The organism is Bradyrhizobium zhengyangense (assembly GCF_022012435.1).
Classification (GTDB): Bacteria; Pseudomonadota; Alphaproteobacteria; order Rhizobiales; family Xanthobacteraceae; genus Bradyrhizobium; species Bradyrhizobium zhengyangense.
Genome location: NZ_JAKLUA010000007.1, coordinates 384504 through 400876, shown reverse-complemented (window position 1 = coordinate 400876; position 16373 = coordinate 384504). Strand labels below are relative to the sequence as shown.

At 64.3% G+C, this 16373-nt stretch carries 16 protein-coding genes; 9 read left to right on the top strand and 7 right to left on the bottom strand.

Annotated elements, in window-relative coordinates; all coding sequences use genetic code 11:
* Positions 1 to 347: 347 nt before the first annotated feature.
* The 4 genes from L6637_RS23520 to L6637_RS23505 all read left to right on the top strand — a co-directional run bounded on the left by L6637_RS23520 (position 348) and on the right by L6637_RS23505 (position 4217).
* On the top strand, positions 348 to 2084 hold the full coding sequence (locus L6637_RS23520; protein WP_237866017.1) for an adenylate/guanylate cyclase domain-containing protein: 1737 nt from the start codon (positions 348 to 350) through the stop codon (positions 2082 to 2084).
* A 216-nt stretch (positions 2085 to 2300) separates the two neighbouring features.
* On the top strand, positions 2301 to 3500 hold the full coding sequence (gene sorA / locus L6637_RS23515; RefSeq protein ID WP_237866016.1) for a SorA family sulfite dehydrogenase catalytic subunit: 1200 nt from the start codon (positions 2301 to 2303) through the stop codon (positions 3498 to 3500).
* Positions 3501 to 3511: 11 nt separating this feature from the next.
* Positions 3512 to 3820, top strand: a complete 309-nt coding sequence (gene sorB, locus L6637_RS23510) for a SorB family sulfite dehydrogenase c-type cytochrome subunit (protein ID WP_237866015.1) — start codon at positions 3512 to 3514, stop codon at positions 3818 to 3820.
* A gap of 196 nt (positions 3821 to 4016) precedes the next feature.
* A complete protein-coding gene (locus tag L6637_RS23505) occupies positions 4017 to 4217 on the top strand; it encodes a cold-shock protein (RefSeq protein WP_008134691.1) in 201 nt (66 codons plus the stop codon).
* A 168-nt stretch (positions 4218 to 4385) separates the two neighbouring features.
* Here L6637_RS23505 and L6637_RS23500 read toward each other — a convergent pair whose 3' ends face one another.
* Complete coding sequence (locus tag L6637_RS23500; RefSeq protein WP_194464197.1) at positions 4386 to 4847, bottom strand: Lrp/AsnC ligand binding domain-containing protein; 462 nt, start codon at positions 4845 to 4847, stop codon at positions 4386 to 4388.
* A gap of 114 nt (positions 4848 to 4961) precedes the next feature.
* On the opposite strand from L6637_RS23500, the gene putA reads away from it, so the two are divergent.
* The 3 genes from putA to L6637_RS23485 all read left to right on the top strand — a co-directional run bounded on the left by putA (position 4962) and on the right by L6637_RS23485 (position 9982).
* Complete coding sequence (putA, locus tag L6637_RS23495) at positions 4962 to 7961, top strand: bifunctional proline dehydrogenase/L-glutamate gamma-semialdehyde dehydrogenase PutA (protein ID WP_237872097.1); 3000 nt, start codon at positions 4962 to 4964, stop codon at positions 7959 to 7961.
* Positions 7962 to 8076: 115 nt separating this feature from the next.
* Complete coding sequence (locus L6637_RS23490) at positions 8077 to 9282, top strand: CaiB/BaiF CoA transferase family protein (protein WP_237872095.1); 1206 nt, start codon at positions 8077 to 8079, stop codon at positions 9280 to 9282.
* A 52-nt stretch (positions 9283 to 9334) separates the two neighbouring features.
* Complete coding sequence (locus tag L6637_RS23485; protein ID WP_237872093.1) at positions 9335 to 9982, top strand: glutathione S-transferase family protein; 648 nt, start codon at positions 9335 to 9337, stop codon at positions 9980 to 9982.
* A 9-nt stretch (positions 9983 to 9991) separates the two neighbouring features.
* On the opposite strand, the gene L6637_RS23480 is transcribed toward L6637_RS23485, so the two are convergent.
* From L6637_RS23480 to L6637_RS23470, 3 genes are all read right to left on the bottom strand, one after another.
* Positions 9992 to 10156 carry a hypothetical protein gene (locus tag L6637_RS23480; protein ID WP_237866011.1) on the bottom strand — a complete coding sequence of 55 codons (165 nt, stop codon included), beginning with the start codon at positions 10154 to 10156 and terminating at the stop codon, positions 9992 to 9994.
* Positions 10157 to 10205: 49 nt separating this feature from the next.
* Positions 10206 to 11744, bottom strand: coding sequence for a hypothetical protein (locus L6637_RS23475; protein WP_237872092.1), 1539 nt, complete (start codon positions 11742 to 11744; stop codon positions 10206 to 10208).
* 93 nt (positions 11745 to 11837) lie between these two features.
* A complete protein-coding gene (locus tag L6637_RS23470) occupies positions 11838 to 12857 on the bottom strand; it encodes a hypothetical protein (protein WP_237872090.1) in 1020 nt (339 codons plus the stop codon).
* Between the two features lie 281 nt (positions 12858 to 13138).
* On the opposite strand from L6637_RS23470, the gene L6637_RS23465 reads away from it, so the two are divergent.
* Both L6637_RS23465 and L6637_RS23460 read left to right on the top strand, forming a co-directional pair.
* Positions 13139 to 13510 carry a Crp/Fnr family transcriptional regulator gene (locus L6637_RS23465; RefSeq protein WP_237866008.1) on the top strand — a complete coding sequence of 124 codons (372 nt, stop codon included), beginning with the start codon at positions 13139 to 13141 and terminating at the stop codon, positions 13508 to 13510.
* Complete coding sequence (locus L6637_RS23460; protein ID WP_237866007.1) at positions 13507 to 14319, top strand: MBL fold metallo-hydrolase; 813 nt, start codon at positions 13507 to 13509, stop codon at positions 14317 to 14319. The genes L6637_RS23465 and L6637_RS23460 overlap by 4 nt, the downstream gene beginning before the upstream one ends.
* Before the next feature lie 28 nt (positions 14320 to 14347).
* Here the strand turns inward: L6637_RS23460 and L6637_RS23455 are convergent, their stop codons facing one another.
* From L6637_RS23455 to L6637_RS23445, 3 genes are read right to left on the bottom strand one after another with little or no spacing between them, the layout of a single operon-like run.
* Positions 14348 to 14845: a TPM domain-containing protein gene (locus L6637_RS23455; protein ID WP_237872089.1), complete on the bottom strand. Its 498-nt coding sequence runs from the start codon at positions 14843 to 14845 to the stop codon at positions 14348 to 14350.
* 2 nt (positions 14846 to 14847) lie between these two features.
* Positions 14848 to 15726, bottom strand: a complete 879-nt coding sequence (locus L6637_RS23450) for a TPM domain-containing protein (protein WP_237866005.1) — start codon at positions 15724 to 15726, stop codon at positions 14848 to 14850.
* Between the two features lie 15 nt (positions 15727 to 15741).
* Positions 15742 to 16347, bottom strand: a complete 606-nt coding sequence (locus tag L6637_RS23445) for a LemA family protein (RefSeq protein ID WP_237872087.1) — start codon at positions 16345 to 16347, stop codon at positions 15742 to 15744.
* Positions 16348 to 16373 lie beyond the last annotated feature (26 nt).

Sequence of the window (16373 nt, the reverse complement as noted above, 5' to 3'; positions counted from 1 at the left end):
GATCACCAGCGCGGCCGCGACGAGCGGCCGGCGCGATGCGCCATTGGGCTTTGCGGTGATGTCGAGAGCCAGCGTCACGGCCGCGCTTTTCCCTGACTTGGGAGGGGGAGTCAATGTGCGGACGGTCTCGTAGGGTGGGCAAAGCGAAGCGTGCCCACGTCTTGCCTATTTGATGGAAAGACGTGGGCACGGCGCAAGAGCGCCTTTGCGCATCCTACGGGACTTTGCCAAGCCTACGAGACTTACCGTTACGTAACCTTGTCGGTTATGTGATCCTGTAAGCCGTCTGCCCGCGGAATTTAACTCTCCGCTGGCTGTTCTCCTCAGTGAACTGGTACAACCGAATCATGGCCACGACCGCGCTTTCACGATTGCCCGAACTCGTCCGCTCGACCAGCGCGCGGCAGGTGCGGCTGGTCTGCGGCGTCATCCTGTTCGCTTACGTGGTCAGCCATTTCCTCAACCATGCGCTCGGCAACATCTCGGTCGATGCCATGCAGGTCGGGGTCTATTACCACACCGCGTTCTGGCAGTTCCTCCCTGTTACGATCGTGTTCTATGGCGCGGCGTTCACCCATATGGGTCTTGGCGTCTATGCGCTGTACCAGCGCCGCCAGTTCCGCTGGCGGACGATCGAGCCGCTCCAGCTGGTGCTGGGCCTGAGCATCCCCGCGCTGGTGATGGCGCATGTGATCGGCATCCGGCTGGGCCAGGTGCTGTACGATCACGAGAAGCTCTATCCGCAGGAGCTCTATCTGTTCTTTGTCGTGGCCCCCGGCCGGCTCTGGACGATGACGATCCTGCTGATCGTTGCCTGGGTCCACGGTTGCATCGGCATCTATTTCTGGCTGCGGCTGAAGCCATTCTTCACGCGCGCGGCACCCTATTTGCTCGCAGCCGCCGTGCTGATCCCGACGCTGGCGCTGCTCGGCATCTACCAGGGTGGCCGCAGTGTCGCCGCGGACAGCGAGGACAGCGATTGGCGCCGGCAAAATTACACGCAGCGCGAGGTCGGCACGTTCGCACAGGCCGATACGCTCGACCGCATCACCGGCGGACTGACGATCGGTTACTTCGGCCTGCTCGGGCTGGTGATGCTGTCACGCGGGGTGCGCGGCTGGCGCGAGCGGCGCGGCGGCACGATCGCGCTGTCCTACGGCAACGGCAAGACGGTGCGCGTGCCCAAGGGTCTCTCCGTCCTGGAAGCGAGCCTGCGCCACAATGTGCCGCATGCCAGCGTCTGCGGCGGCCGCGCCCGCTGCTCGACCTGCCGCATCCGCATCATCGGCGACCACGGCGCCCTGCCCGAGCCCTCGCAGCGCGAGGCCTTCGTGCTGGCCCGCGTCGGGACCGCCGATCCCTCGATCCGGCTTGCCTGCCAGCTGCGGCCGAACTGCGATCTCTCCTTCTTCCAGCTGTTCATGCCGCAAATGCTGGCGGCCAACGCCCAGGCGTCCTCGCCCGCGCGAATCGGCCAGGAGCGCTATCTCGTCAGCCTCTTCGTCGACATGCGCGGCTCGACGCAGCTTGCCGAGAAGCGGCTGCCGTTCGACACCGTGTTCATCGTCAACCGCTTCTTAGGTGCGGTATCGCAGGCCGTGATCGAGAATGGCGGCCAGCCGAACCAGTTCGTCGGCGACGGCATGCTGGCGCTGTTCGGCCTGACCAGCGATCCGCAAACCGCCTCCCGCCAGGCGCTCAAGGCCGTTGCCGGCATTGCGACCCATGTGGACGAGCTGAACGAGCTCCTGAGCCACGATCTGCGCCAGCCGATTCGCTTCGGCATCGGCGTCCATGGCGGCGAGGTCATCATCGGCGACATCGGCTATCGCGACCACATCGTGTTCACCGCGCTCGGCGATGCCGTGAACGTCGCCGCCCGGCTCCAGGACATGACGAAGACGCTTCAGTGCGAGGCCATCGTCTCGGACGAGGTCCGCCGCACCGCTGGTCTTCACGAGGATACGCTGCCGAAGCAGGAGGTCGCGATCCGCGGTCGCGACGAGCCGATGGTGGTGCGGGTGGTTGCCGACACCAGGACATTGTCCGCGATCATTGCCGGCGGCGAGCGCGCCGCCGCCTGATTCTTCACCTCTCCCGCATGCAGGGCGAGGGAGCACACCGTCCGACGCCGCCACAGCGCGGCTTCTCATCAACGTGTAACACCGCCCTGTTGCAGCGCAACGGCATGGGCTTGCTGCGAAAGCACGAATTGACTTCAACCTGGCGGTTGAGACAGATGAGCGCAGGTGTTGCGGTGATGACCGCGAACCAACGAAAAGCTCCGGGAGGAGACCTGAATGTTCGACCGACGCGACCTGCTCAAAGGAGCGGGCCTTGCCGCCATGGCGGCCACACTGAATTCCACCAAGGCGCTGGCCCTCGACACCGTTACCCTGCCCTTCGCCAATGGCGAGCGGCCGCTGGTGAAGTATCCGCAGAAGCGGCCAATGATCGGCTTGACCAGCCGGCCGCCGCAGCTCGAGACGCCGTTCGCCATATTCAACGACGGCCCGATCACGCCGAATAACGCGTTCTTCGTACGCTACCACCTCGCCGGCCTGCCCTACGATCTCGACCCTGACAAGTTCACGCTCGAGGTCAAGGGCAAGGTCGACAAGCCGCTCAAGCTGTCGCTGAAGGACATCCGCAAAATGAAGGCGACGGAGATCGTCGCCGTCAACCAGTGCTCCGGCAACAGCCGCGGCTTCTCGGAGCCGCGCGTCGCCGGCGGCCAGCTCGCCAATGGCGCGATGGGCAATGCGCGCTGGCGCGGCGTGCCGCTGAAGACCGTGCTCGAGATGGCGGGCGTGCAGGCCGGCGCCAAGCAGGTCGTGTTCGCCGGCATGGACGGACCGGTCAGCGACAAGACGCCCGACTTCGCCAAGGCGCTCGACCTCGATCATGCCACCAATGGCGAGGTGATGCTGGCCTACGGCATGAACGGCGACGATCTGCCGTTCCTCAACGGCTTCCCGCTGCGCCTGGTGGTGCCCGGCTATTACGGCACCTACTGGGTCAAGCACCTCAACGAGATCACCGTCATCGACAACGTCTTCGACGGTTTCTGGATGAAGGGCGCCTATCGCATTCCCGATACGCCTGACAATTCGATCGAGCCTGGCACGACGCCGAAGGCGACGATCCCGATCAACCGCTTCACCATCCGCTCCTTCATCACCAGCGTGACCGATGGCGCCAAGCTGAAGGCGGGACGCACGACGCTGCGCGGCATCGCCTTCGACAGCGGCAAGGGCATCAAGGACGTCCAAGTCTCCACCGATGGCGGCAAGACCTGGACCTCCGCCAAGCTCGGCAAGGATTTGGGCAATTACTCGTTCCGCGAATGGAAGCTGCCCGTGAAGCTCGCGGCCGGGCAAGTCGAGCTCAAGGTGCGCGCCACCAGCAATTCCGGCGAGACGCAGCCGGACACGCCGCGCTGGAACCCGGCGGGTTATTTGCGCAACGTCGTCGAAACCACCCGCGTCACCGTGGCCTGAGGAGCATGATCATGCAGCGCACCGTTCTCCTCGCCGCCACGCTTGCCGTTATCACTGTGGCGGGTTCGGCGCTTGCCGCGCCGGTCAGTTACAAGACGCCGGACGAGGTGGCGGCCTTCAAGCCGGGGCCCAATCTCGAGGTGGTTCAGGGCAATTGCGCCGCCTGCCACTCGTCCGACTACATCGCCACGCAGCCGCCGATGAAGGACAAGAAAGGCTTCTGGCAGGCCGAGGTGACCAAGATGATCAAGGTCTATGGCGCACCGATTGACGATGCCGACGTGGGCAAGATCGTCGACTATCTGGCCGCGACTTATTGACGGCCTCAGGCGCAATTGACCGCGAAACGGGCAAAACCGGCAAAAACGCTGCGAAGTTGAGCGAATTTCGGCGAAATGCGGATGTGGTTTGATCTACCAAGCCCGCCACATTCCGCGTATCCTGTAGGACCGAACCGGCCGGTTGGCGGGGACTGGCGGTTCGTGATCTCGGAGGAAGACCCGCGGAGAAGTCGTGATGGCTAAAGGTACGGTCAAGTGGTTCAACCCGACCAAGGGTTATGGATTTATCCAGCCTGCGTCGGGCGGCAAGGATGTGTTCGTGCATATCTCGGCAGTGCAGAAAGCCGGCCTGTCCTCGCTCAATGAAGGACAGACGGTGGAATACGAAGAGATCGCAAACCGGGGCAAGACCTCCGCAGAGAACCTCAAAGTATAAGCCGCCAGCTTTTGCTGCCTCCCGGATTTGTCCGGGAGTGAGGCCAAGAAAATTTCAGAAGACGATCAGTGCATTCGACGACAGGCGTTGCGACTGCACACGATAGGCTATTTGCCTTGAGAGATCGCTGATCGACGCCGCAGCAATGACAATCGCGACCGCATGTGGTCAGCCCACCGGCAACGGTGCGTCGCGCTTGATCTCTTCCATCACCGCATAGGTGCGCGTCTCGCGCACGCCCGGCATCGACAGCAAGGTCTCGCCGAGGAAACGCCGATACGCGGTCATGTCCGCGAGCCGCGCTTTCACCAGATAGTCGAAGCCGCCTGCAACCATGTGACACTCCAGCACTTCGGGCGCGAGTTTGACCGCGCGCGCAAAGCGCTCGAAATTGTCGGGCGTGGTCTTGTCGAGCAGCACCTCGACGAACACGAGCAAGCCCAGCCCAAGCCGGTGCGGATTGAGCCGCGCCCCATAGCCCTCGACAAACCCCTCGCGCTGCAGACGCTTCAGCCGTTCGCCGACCGAGGTCGGCGACAGGCCGATGCGCTCGGCGAGCTCGACATTGGCGATTCGTCCATCCTCCTGCAAAATTGAGAGGATTTTCCGGTCGATCCGATCAAGTTCCATATTTTATACGGCCAACATATCCATACTCTTCATTTCCTAAGGCAAAATGGCTATCTTGTCTATCGAACTACGGTCATGTGGGCCTTATCCTGAACTTCAGCCACAGGACACGCCATGCCGAATATCCCGCCGCCCTTTTCCGCGCCCTACGCCCCTGATGATGCCGACATCGCCGCGCGGCTGTTTCCATCGGCGCATCTCGCCCCGCCGCAGGAAGCGCGGGTCGACCGCACGGCGACAAGGCTGATCGAGGCGATCCGCAAGCGCGACGACCGGATCGGCGGCGTCGAGGACATGCTGCGGGAGTTCGCGCTCTCGACCAAGGAAGGTCTCGCGCTGATGGTGCTGGCCGAGGCGTTGCTGCGCGTGCCGGATGCCCGCACCGCCGACCAGTTCATCGAGGACAAGCTCGGCGAGGGCGACTTCATCCACCACGAGACCAAGTCCACGGCGTTCCTGGTCAACGCCTCGGCCTGGGCGCTCGGCCTGTCGGCGCGCGTGATCCAGCCTGGCGAGACGCCCGACGGCACCATCGGCCGCCTCGTGAAGCGGCTCGGTGCGCCTGCGGTGCGCACCGCGACGCGCCAGGCGATGCGACTGATGGGCAATCACTTTGTACTGGGCGAGACCATCGAGCAGGCGCTTGAACGCGGCAAGCCGCGCTCCGGCCAGAAGCCCCGCTATTCATTCGACATGCTCGGCGAAGGGGCACGCACGGCTGAAGACGCCAAGCGCTATTTCGACGCCTATGCGAGCGCCATCGAGACCATCGGCAAGGCGGCAGGCAACCATCCTCTGCCCGACCGGCCCGGCATCTCCGTCAAGCTCTCGGCGCTGCATCCGCGCTTCGAGGCGATCAGCCGCGACCGTGTGATGCGCGAACTGGTGCCGCAACTGCTGGATCTGGCCCGGCGCGCCAAGGCGTATGACCTCAACTTCACCGTCGATGCCGAGGAGGCCGACCGGCTGGAGCTGTCGCTCGACGTAACCGCGGCCACGCTCGCCGATCCGTCGCTGGCTGGCTGGGACGGCTTCGGGCTCGCGATCCAGGCCTACCAGAAGCGCGCCAGCGCGATGATCGACTACATCCACGAGCTCGCGCGCGCCCATGACCGCATGCTGATGGTGCGGCTGGTCAAGGGCGCCTATTGGGACACCGAGATCAAGCGCGCGCAGGAGCGCGGGCTCGACGGCTATCCGGTATTCACACGCAAGGCGATGACGGATCTGAACTACGTCGCCTGTGCAGCAAAGCTTCTTGCCTTGCGGCCACGCATCTTCCCGCAATTTGCGACCCATAACGCCCTCACCGTCGCGACCGTGCTGGAGCTCGCCGGCGCTAGCTCCGGCTTCGAATTCCAGCGCCTGCACGGCATGGGCGAAGCGCTCTACGAGCAGCTCGCCAAGGATCACCCCGAGATCGCCTACCGCACCTATGCGCCGGTCGGCAGCCATCGCGATTTGCTCGCCTATCTGGTGCGGCGTCTTTTGGAGAACGGCGCCAACTCGTCCTTCGTGGCGCAGGCCGCCGACTATCGCGTGCCAGTCCCGGCGCTGTTGAAGCGTCCGGTCGATCTCATCATGCGGCCCGATCACGCCCGCCATGCTAAAATCCCGCTGCCGGGCGACCTGTTTGCGCCGGAGCGGCGTAATTCAAGGGGCATCGAATTCGGCGAGCGCGCGGCGCTCGATCGGCTGGTCGCGGACGTCAAGGACGTGACGCCTGATCTCAAGCCTGTCGCTGACGCAACGCCCGAGCAGGCGGGCGCCGCAATCGCCACTGCCAGCACGGGCTTTGCCGGATGGAGCCGGACGCCGGCGGCGACACGCGCGGCGGCGCTGGAGCAGGCTGCCCATCTGCTGGAGAGCCGCGGTGCGCATTTTATCGCGCTGCTGCAAGCGGAAGGCGGCAAGACGCTCGATGACGCGCTCTCCGAGCTGCGCGAGGCCGCCGATTTCTGCCGCTACTACGCCGCGCAGGGCCGAAAACTGTTCGGCTGCGAGACGGCGATGCCGGGACCGACCGGCGAGAGCAACGCGCTGGCCATGCGCGGCCGTGGCGTGTTCGTCGCGATCTCGCCGTGGAATTTTCCGCTGGCGGTCTTCCTTGGCCAGGTCACCGCGGCCTTGATGGCCGGCAACAGCGTCGTGGCAAAGCCCGCCGAGCAGACGCCACGTATCGCGCGCGAGGCCGTCGCCTTGCTGCACGAGGCTGGCATCCCCGCAAACGCACTGCATCTCGTCACCGGCGACGGCCGCATCGGCGCAGCGCTGACCGCGCACGCTGATATTGCCGGCGTCGTCTTCACCGGCTCGACCGAAGTCGCACGTCACATCAACCGGACGCTCGCCGCCAAGGACGGGCCGATCGTGCCGCTGATCGCGGAGACCGGCGGCATCAATGCCATGATTGCGGATGCGACTGCGCTGCCCGAGCAGGTCGCCGACGATGTCGTCACCTCGGCGTTCCGCTCAGCCGGCCAGCGTTGCTCGGCGCTGCGGCTGATGTTCGTACAGGAGGACGTCGCCGACCGCATGATCGAGATGATCGCGGGCGCGGCGCGCGAACTTAGGATCGGCGATCCCGCAGATATCGCGACTCATGTCGGTCCTGTCATCGATGCCGAAGCCAAGCAACGCCTCGACACCCACATCGCACGGATGAAGACGGAGGCGCGGCCGCATTTTGCAGGCACAGCGCCAGAGGGCTGCTTCGTCGCGCCGCACATCTTTGAGCTCCGGGATGCCAGCCAGCTCACTGAGGAGGTGTTCGGCCCGATCCTGCATGTGGTGCGCTACCGGGCCGAAACCCTCGAACGCGTGCTGCAGGCGATCGCGCGCACCGGCTTCGGGCTGACGCTCGGCATCCACTCCCGCATCGACGACACGGTCGAGGCCATCATCGACCGCGTTCAGGTCGGCAACATCTACGTCAACCGCAACATGATCGGCGCCGTGGTCGGCGTGCAGCCCTTTGGCGGCAACGGCCTGTCCGGAACCGGCCCCAAGGCCGGGGGTCCGCATTATCTGACGCGCTTCGCCACCGAGCAGACCGTGACGATCAACACGGCCGCGGCCGGCGGCAACGCCGCGTTGCTTGCGGGAGAGGAGTAAGGCCTTGCACCGGGCGCCGTTGCATCCGGGCAAGACATCGGTCTAATGGCTCCCAGACTTGCCCGCGCCAATTCCAGCCGGCGGGAAACAACAAGAGCGAGGGAGCAACGCCGCGATGGAAAAAGGCATTTTTGCAGGGCTCAAGGTTCTGGACTGCGCGAGCTTCATCGCAGCGCCCGCGGCGGCCACCGTGCTGTCCGATTTCGGCGCCGATGTCATCAAGATAGAGCCGCCCGGCGCCGGCGATCCCTACCGCAATCTGCCCAACCTGCCCGGCTATCCCACCGGCGAGCACAATTTCGCCTGGCTGCTCGAGGCCCGCAACAAGAAGAGCCTGGCGCTCGACCTCTCCAAGCCCGAGGCGCAGGCCGTGCTTTACAAGCTGGTTGAAGAGGCCGACGTCTTCATCACCAACATGCCGCCGCCGGTACGGACCAAGCTCGGCATCACCTATGACCATCTCGCCCATCTCAACGACCGGCTGATCTATGCCTCCTTCACCGGCTATGGCGAGAAGGGCGAGGAGGCCAACAAGCCCGGTTTCGACAGCAACGCCTATTGGGCGCGCTCCGGCCTGATGGATCTTGTCCGCGCCGACACCGACACGACGCCGGCCCGTTCGGTCGCCGGCATGGGCGACCATCCCTGCGCCATGGCGCTGTACAGCGCGATCGTCACCGCGCTCTATCAGCGCGAGAAGACCGGCAAGGGCTCGCATGTCGCCTCCAATCTGATGGCCAATGGCGTGTGGGCCGCGAGCGTGCTGGCGCAGGCAAAACTCTGCGGCGCCAAGTTCGGCGAGCGGCGCCCGCGCGAGCGTGCGCTCAATGCGGTCGCCAACCATTATCAGTGCAAGGACGGCCGCTGGCTGATCCTGTCGCTGCTCAGCGAGGAGAAGCAGTGGCCGACGCTGGCCAAATGCCTCGGACGCGAGGACCTGATCAACGATCCGCGCTTCGCCACCAAGCCCGACCGTCACGCCCGCTCGGTCGAGCTCATCAAGATTTTTGACGAAACCTTCGCCACCAGGGACCTCGCCGAATGGCGCAAGATCCTCGATGGCAACGGACTGGTGTTCGGCATCGTCGGCATTTTGGACGACATCCCGAACGACAAGCAGATGCTCGACAACGAGGTGCTGGTGCCGTTCGAGAACGATACCATGCTCACCATCAACTCTCCGATCTGGATCGACGGCACCAAAAAGGTGCAGCCGCGCAAGCCGCCCGGCGTCGGCGAGCACAGTGACGAGATTTTGCGTGGCGCGGGATACGACGAAGCCGCGATCAAAGAGCTGCGGGCGAACGGGGCTGTGGGGTAACGATCCGACGATCTCGATATAATCTCACGACCACATTCGCGCGCGAGGTCCCATGCCCACTTATCGCCTGCACCACTTCCCTGAATCCGGCAATAGCTACAAGCTGGCGCTGATGCTGACGCTTTGCGGCGAGACGTTCGAGCCGGTCTGGACCGATTTCGGCGGCGGCGTCACGCGCACGGCGGATTGGCGCAAGACCGTCAACGAGATGGGCGAAATTCCCGTGCTCGAGGTCGACGGCGTGAAGATGACGCAGACCGCCCCTCTCCTGCTCAAGCTTGCCGAACAGTATGGGCGTTTCGGTGCCGAGACCGAAGCCGAAAAATTCGAGCTGCTGCGTTGGCTGTTCTGGGACAACCACAAGCTCACCGGCTACATGGCAACCTACCGCTTCATGCGGGCCTTCACCGAAAAGAACGATCCGCACGTGCTGAAGCATTTTCGCCGGCGGCTCGACGACTTCCTCGGCATTCTCGACGGTCATCTGCAACACAACGCGTTTGCGATCGGCACCAAGCCAACCGTCGCCGACATCTCGATGATGGCCTATCTGCACTATCCCAGCGACGAGCACGGCTTCGATTTCGCCGCGAGCCATCCCGCCATCCACGCCTGGCTCGGGCGAATGGCCACGCTGCCCGGCTGGAAGCCGGCGTATGAGCTCTTGCCCGGCAAACGGATGACGAATTACGCGAAGTGAGGGCGCCGCTTATCTCAGCGCCAGCCAGCCGAGCGTGAACAGGATGCCGCCGATGATGACGACCACCGCGACCGCCGTGGTGCTGACGCGGATGCTGCCGGCGACTTGCTTGGCTTCCTCATTCTGCGCGATCTCGCGATTGCGCTCCTTGTTGGCGTCGCTGGTATCCGTCATGAATCATCCAAATCGCTTGTTGGCTGACGCATGACCTCGGGATCATGCGCTAACGCGTCTTGATGAAGCACATGCCAATGCGGCTCGAAGCCGCCGCAGCCTGACAGGTGAGACCTTTAGCACAGGTCCATGACGTAAAACTCTTGTCGGCCGTTCCCGATCCCTCGTTTTGCAGGGAACAATGCGCGCCCCAGCCGTCCTGATATTCGGTGCCGGCAAGCTCCGCGCTGCCGCGTGTCTGCGGCCGGCTGGCAAATCCGCGTGAAAAATCAGGACGTTTGCCGCTAGCAAAGGCGGTCAGGATGTCACGGCGGCGGAGCTGGTCACCAAAGAAATGCGGCGAGGCCGGCACGATGGTGGCGTTCGATGCCCCCTCCGTCAGCCAATCCACGCCGGGAAAATGGAAGCCGCCGATGCCGCGAGTCTGGTGGCAGCCGGAGCAGGTGACATCGTTGAGGCGGCGCTGGAAGCCCGCGACCGAGCGGATGTTCTCCATCGCGATGCCGCGCGCGGCCGCCTGCTTCAGCGCGCCGACGACGTCGTTGTCGGTGAATACAGGGTCGCTGTTGCCCTCGCCTTCAACCAAGCCGAACTCAGGCTGCAACGTCGAGGCATCGAGCCCCGCAGGTGTCAGTGCCACGGCCGCCTTGGCGAGATATTTCTCCGGAATCAGCACCGTGCCGCGATCGAACTCGCGCAGATTCGCGGGCTCGAGCAGCCACGCCTTGAAGTCGCGCCGGAGCGCGTCATCAGCCAGGATGCGGTCGCGGTCGATCTGGTTCTCCAGTGTCGATTCCACGAAGGTCTTCGTGGCGGCGTCGTATTTGAACACCTTGAGCAGATAGTCGGAGCGGAAATCGTGCAGCGCTGATTTCGGCGCGATCGAGATCTGGATATTGGTCTCGATGCGGTCGACCATCGCATCGTAAGGCCCAGTGCGGCTGCCGATCAGTCCTTGCCAGTCGCCATTGTCGAGCCAGCGCCGCGCCACCTCGGCGCAGGTGATGGCCTTGCCGCTCGCGTCGGCCTGGCGCGCATCGCGCGCCTTCATCACCAGGTTGAACGTCATCGGCAGGCGCGTCGCGGTGCTGCCGCCATCCGGCCCGGGACCGAACCGCGCCAGACGATAGATCAGCCGAATCTCGCCGCAGGACTCCTCAGACACGTAGGCGCGGTCCATGCGGTTAACGATGCCGGCCAGCACGAAGCGCGTGCTGGCGGATTTCAGACTGAAACGATCGAACAGCTGGACGTCGAAACCGTCGCCGACGCCGATGGTCTCGCTCGGCACCGACTGCTTGTGCTGCGCGATGTAGCGATCGAACTCCGTATCGATTGCGGGGAGAATCTCCTTGAGCTGCGGCAGCGACGCGAACAGCTGGTCGCTGGTCAGGGGAACAGTCGCGTTCCGCTCGGGCTCTAACAGGCGCGAGATTGACAGCGCATCGCTCTGGTCGAGCTTCTTCAGGAGATCGGGGTCGATGATCGCGGTGCCGCGCGCGAGCGGCGCATTCTCCGCTGCAGAGAGCGATAGGACGCCGCCCAATAACAATATGGCAGCCAGGAGAATTCGCAGCGCGCGGCTCATGCCTCCAATAACACCGCGCCTGACAGCCTATTCAAGTAAAAAGGCGCTTCACGCGGTGGTGAAGCGCCTTTTCGCAAGTCGTTTATCGGACGCTTAGCGCGCGACGATCAGGCCCTTGGGTGTGACCACCACCCAGCGACCGTCCTGGCGCCGGATCGCATCGACGCGGCCGAGACCGGGGATGGGATCGCCGGCATAGACTTCGTACAGGCCGCCCCGGCCTTCGATCAGGGCACCGCCATTGGCGACGTCGCGAAGCCTCCAGCCGTCGATCGTCGGCAGGCGGCCGACTTCGGTCTTGGGCGCGGCGGGCGTGGGGGGCACGGGAGCCGGCGCAGCCGTCGCGACCTGGGTCGGGGCCGGCGCGATCGTGCCAGTGGTCTCCTTCGCAGGCGCCGCGGCGGCGGCGGCCGGCACGGGGGCGGCAGCAGGCGGTGTGGCGCGGAGCTTGTCGACGGTCTCGGACAGTTTTGCCAGCTTGGCCAACGGTTCGGCCTGCGCTTTCTCGAGCTTGTCGAGGCGGTCGTTGGCGCGGTTGAACTGGCTGAGGCCGGTCTTCGAGGTGTGCTCGACATTGGCCTTGAGCGCAACCATGTCGGCATCGATCCGCGCGACGGAGGCGTCCAGCGCGCTGGTATCGGCGACCTGCGCCGAAGCTGGCGTCGGGCTGGCTGCGAAGTGCATCATGCCGGCGGTCGCAAGCGCGCCGCTGATGGCGCCGACGCAAGCCGCAATCGCGACGACCGCGGCCATCGCCGACAGGCGGCGCTTGTTGCCGGTGTCACGCACCTCGTCTGGCTTGACATGCGGGGCGAACTCTTCGCGGTCCCAGGACCGCTCCGAGGGCGCCATGACGATGAGCTTACCGGGCTTTGCCTCGGCTTTGGCCTCGGGCTTGGGTTCGGCCTTCGCCTCGAACTTGGGGACCACGATCCCCGAAGACTCGATCTTTGGCGGCTCGACCTTTGGGGCATCCGCCTTGACCGGATCAGGCTTGGGCGGCGTCTCATGGTCGGGGGCGATCGAGGGGGCCTCGATGCCGGCGGCGGCGTCAACGGCGCCAGTCCGGTCGTTCGCTCGGTCATTGGTCTCTTGGCCGGCCAGGTCGGACATTGGTTCGCTCACGGCTCAAATACTCCAGTCTGGATTGACCTTTTGGTAACTTTCATTGCTTGCGAATTCCTTACCTCGGGACCCGCTTACCGAAATTTTAGGAACTCGTCCGAGGCCGAATTGGGTCGGGAAAGTGGAACCGGCGTGGCGGCGTGCAACAAATCGTCAACCGATGCTGCCCTGCGGCAGGCTGCCTGTTTAGCCGAAGGCGTTGTTTGCCCGTCGCGGTTCCGCGGCTAACATGGCGCATCCCGTCAGCCAGAAGGGCGTTTGGGGGTGCCATGACAATCGAAAAGTGCATCAACGCGTTTGATGTGGATGACGTCATCTTCGAGGAGGGCTCGACCGGTCGCGAGCTGTTCGTGGTGCTCGACGGCGAGGTCGAGATCGCCAAGATGAACGGCGCCAGCAAGACCAGCATCATCAAGCTCGGCAAGGGCGAGTTCTTCGGCGAGATGGCCGTGATCGATGGTTCGGCGCGCTCGGCGACCGCGATCGCGTCGGCGCCCAACACGCGCGTGATGCGGATCAACCACGCACGCTTCGTCTATCTTGTCAGCCAGCAGCCGGCATTCGCACTGATGGTGATGGATGCGCTGTCGAAACGCCTGCGCGCCTCCAACGCAGTCACCTACCGGGCGGCGCAATCATGAGCGAACGCAAGCCGACCGCATTCCCGATCCTGATGAAGAACGACATTTGCTCGCTGATCCAGGCCGCCGATGACGTCTATCAGATCCGCTTCTCCAACCGCGCGGCCAACGCCTATCTCATACGCGGTTCGGCGCGCACCATCCTGATCGATGTCGGCCTGTCCTCGAACTATCCGGCGATGGTGGAGTGCCTGACCTTCGCCGGATGCCCGCCCGAAAAGATCGACATGGTGGTGCTGAGCCACGAGCATCTCGACCATATCGGCGCGGCCTGGCATTTCAACGAGCGCCGCACCTATGTCGCCGCCCACAGGCTCGCCGCCAACAAGATCATGCTGCGCGACGACTTCTCGATGCTGCGCAAGATGTTCAACGAGCCGGACGTGCCTGTTAATATCGACATCTGGCTCGAGGAAGGCAATCTGATCGACCTCGGTAATTTCCGGCTCAACGTGATGTACACGCCGGGCCATACATCGGCCTGCATCACCCTGTTCGAGCAGGACAAGGGCCTCTTGTTCGCCGCCGACACCTTGATGCCTGGCGGCGTGATGGGCGGCGTGTTTGGCTCGGGCAGCATCGCCGACTACATCCAGTCGCTGGAACGCATCAAGGGGCTGAACACCAAGATCCTGCTATCGGGGCACGGACGGCTGTCGGACACGCCGCAGGACGACGTGCGCATTGCCATCGCACGCTCGCACGGGTTATTGGAAGATACCGCGCAATTATTCGACGCACTGGACGCGCGCTCGAATTTCGAGCCGATCATGCAGTCGGTAAGGGATCTGAACAAGCTGGATGATTAGTTGGCGGGCAACTCTGCCAGCCCCCGGCTCACATCACCACCGGCTTATCCGGCAGCTCATTCGGATGCGGCCCCGACGGCGGAAAGTGCTTCGCCAGCTCCCGCGACACCGCCGCGATGCCGGCGATCACGCCGCGCTCGAACCGGCCCGCGCTGAACTCCGCCTCCATTGCGCGGCAGATCGCCTCCCAGCCGGCGGCGCCCACCTTCGCGTCGATGCCGCGGTCGGCGATGATCTCGACGTCGCGGTCGGCAAGCAGCAGGTAGATCAGAATGCCGTTGTTATGCGCGGTGTCCCAGATGCGCAAATGCGAGAACATATCGAGCGCGCGCTCGCGGGCGTGCTGATTGCGGAACAGCGGCCGGCCGTCGAGCGCGCCTTCGACGACGAAGCGGACCTGACCGGAATGCGTCGTTTCGCTTTGCTTGATTGCATGCTCGATGCGGTCGAGCACATCGTACGGAAACACTTGCTTCGCGCGCCAATGGTGCTGAAGGAGATGCCTGGTGATACGCCCGATGCCCATGACTACCAGCTCCCCGAGGCGCCGCCGCCACCAAAGCTGCCGCCGCCTCCGCTGAAGCTGCCGCTGTCACTGGATGATGAACCGCTGCTCCAGCCTCCGGACGAGGAGCCGCTCGACCACGACCCGCCGCGCGAGGGCCCTGTGGATGCCGGAAACAGATCGGCAATGAAGGACAAGACGAAGCCGATGATCCCGGCGAGCAAGGCCAACGCCCCGGATCCGAGAATGAGCAGCGCCAGGATTCCGATCACGCTCCCGGTCGCGACCGAGCCCAGCAATCGTCCCAGCAGCGTGCGCAAAAATCCGCCGACAACGAGCGAGGCAAACAGGACGAACGGGACCGCCGGCCCGATGTCGTCCAGATTGGCAAAGTTCACGCTGCGCGAGGGAGCCGGCAGCGGTTCGCCATCGACGACGCGCATCATCCGCTCGGCCCCCGCGGAGATGCCGCCGGCGAAATCGCCCTCGCGGAATTTCGGCGTGATGACCTCGTCGATGATCCGACGCGACGTGACGTCGGTGAGCGCACCTTCCAGGCCGTAACCGACCTCGATGCGCAAGTGCCGGTCGTTCTTGGCGACCACCAGGATCGCGCCGTCGTCGACCTTCTTGCGGCCGATCTTCCACGCTTCCGCGACACGGATCGAGAACTGCTCGATCGTCTCCGGGTCCGTCGTCGGCACGATCAGCACCGCGATCTGGCTGCCCTTGCGCTTTTCGAAATCGCCGAGCTTTTGCGACAGTGCGGCGATATCGCTGCCCGACAGCGTGCCGGTCCGGTCGACCACGCGGCCGGTGAGCTGGGGGACAGCGACGTCGGCGAGGGCGGGCAAAGCCCAGCCAAGCAGCAGTGCAAGCAGGATGGCCCTAGTTGCGCGCATCGGAGCCGAACGCGCTTACTTCGACGGCGCGGGCCCGTTGAAATCGACCTTCGGCGCGGTCGAGATCTCCTTTTCGTTCTCGACCGTGAAGTTGGCCTTCTCCTTGTAGCCGAACATCATCGCCGTGAGATTGCTCGGGAAGGAGCGAATGGTGACATTATAGTCCTGCACCGACTTGATGTAGCGGTTGCGCGCGACCGTGATACGGTTTTCGGTGCCCTCGAGCTGCGACATCAGATCCTTGAACAGCGCATCCGACTTCAGCTGCGGGTAATTCTCCGTCACCACGAGGAGGCGCGACAACGCGCTGGAGAGCTCGCCTTGTGCTGCCTGGAATTTCTGCAAGGCGGCGGGATCGTTCAGGACCTCGGGCGTGGCCTGGATGCTGCCGACCTTGGCGCGGGCGTTGGTGACGCCAAGCAGCACGTCCTTCTCCTGCTGCGCGAAGCCCTTCACCGAGTTGACGAGGTTGGGCACGAGATCGGCGCGGCGCTGATACTGGTTCACCACCTCGGACCAGTTGGCCTTGATCTGCTCATCCTGGCTCTGGATCGCGTTGTAGCCGCAATTGGTGAGGCTGAGCGAGGCCAGCGCCGCCAGCACGGTCAGGATCTTGCGCATCAAATTTCTCCCGGTGGAATCGGCCT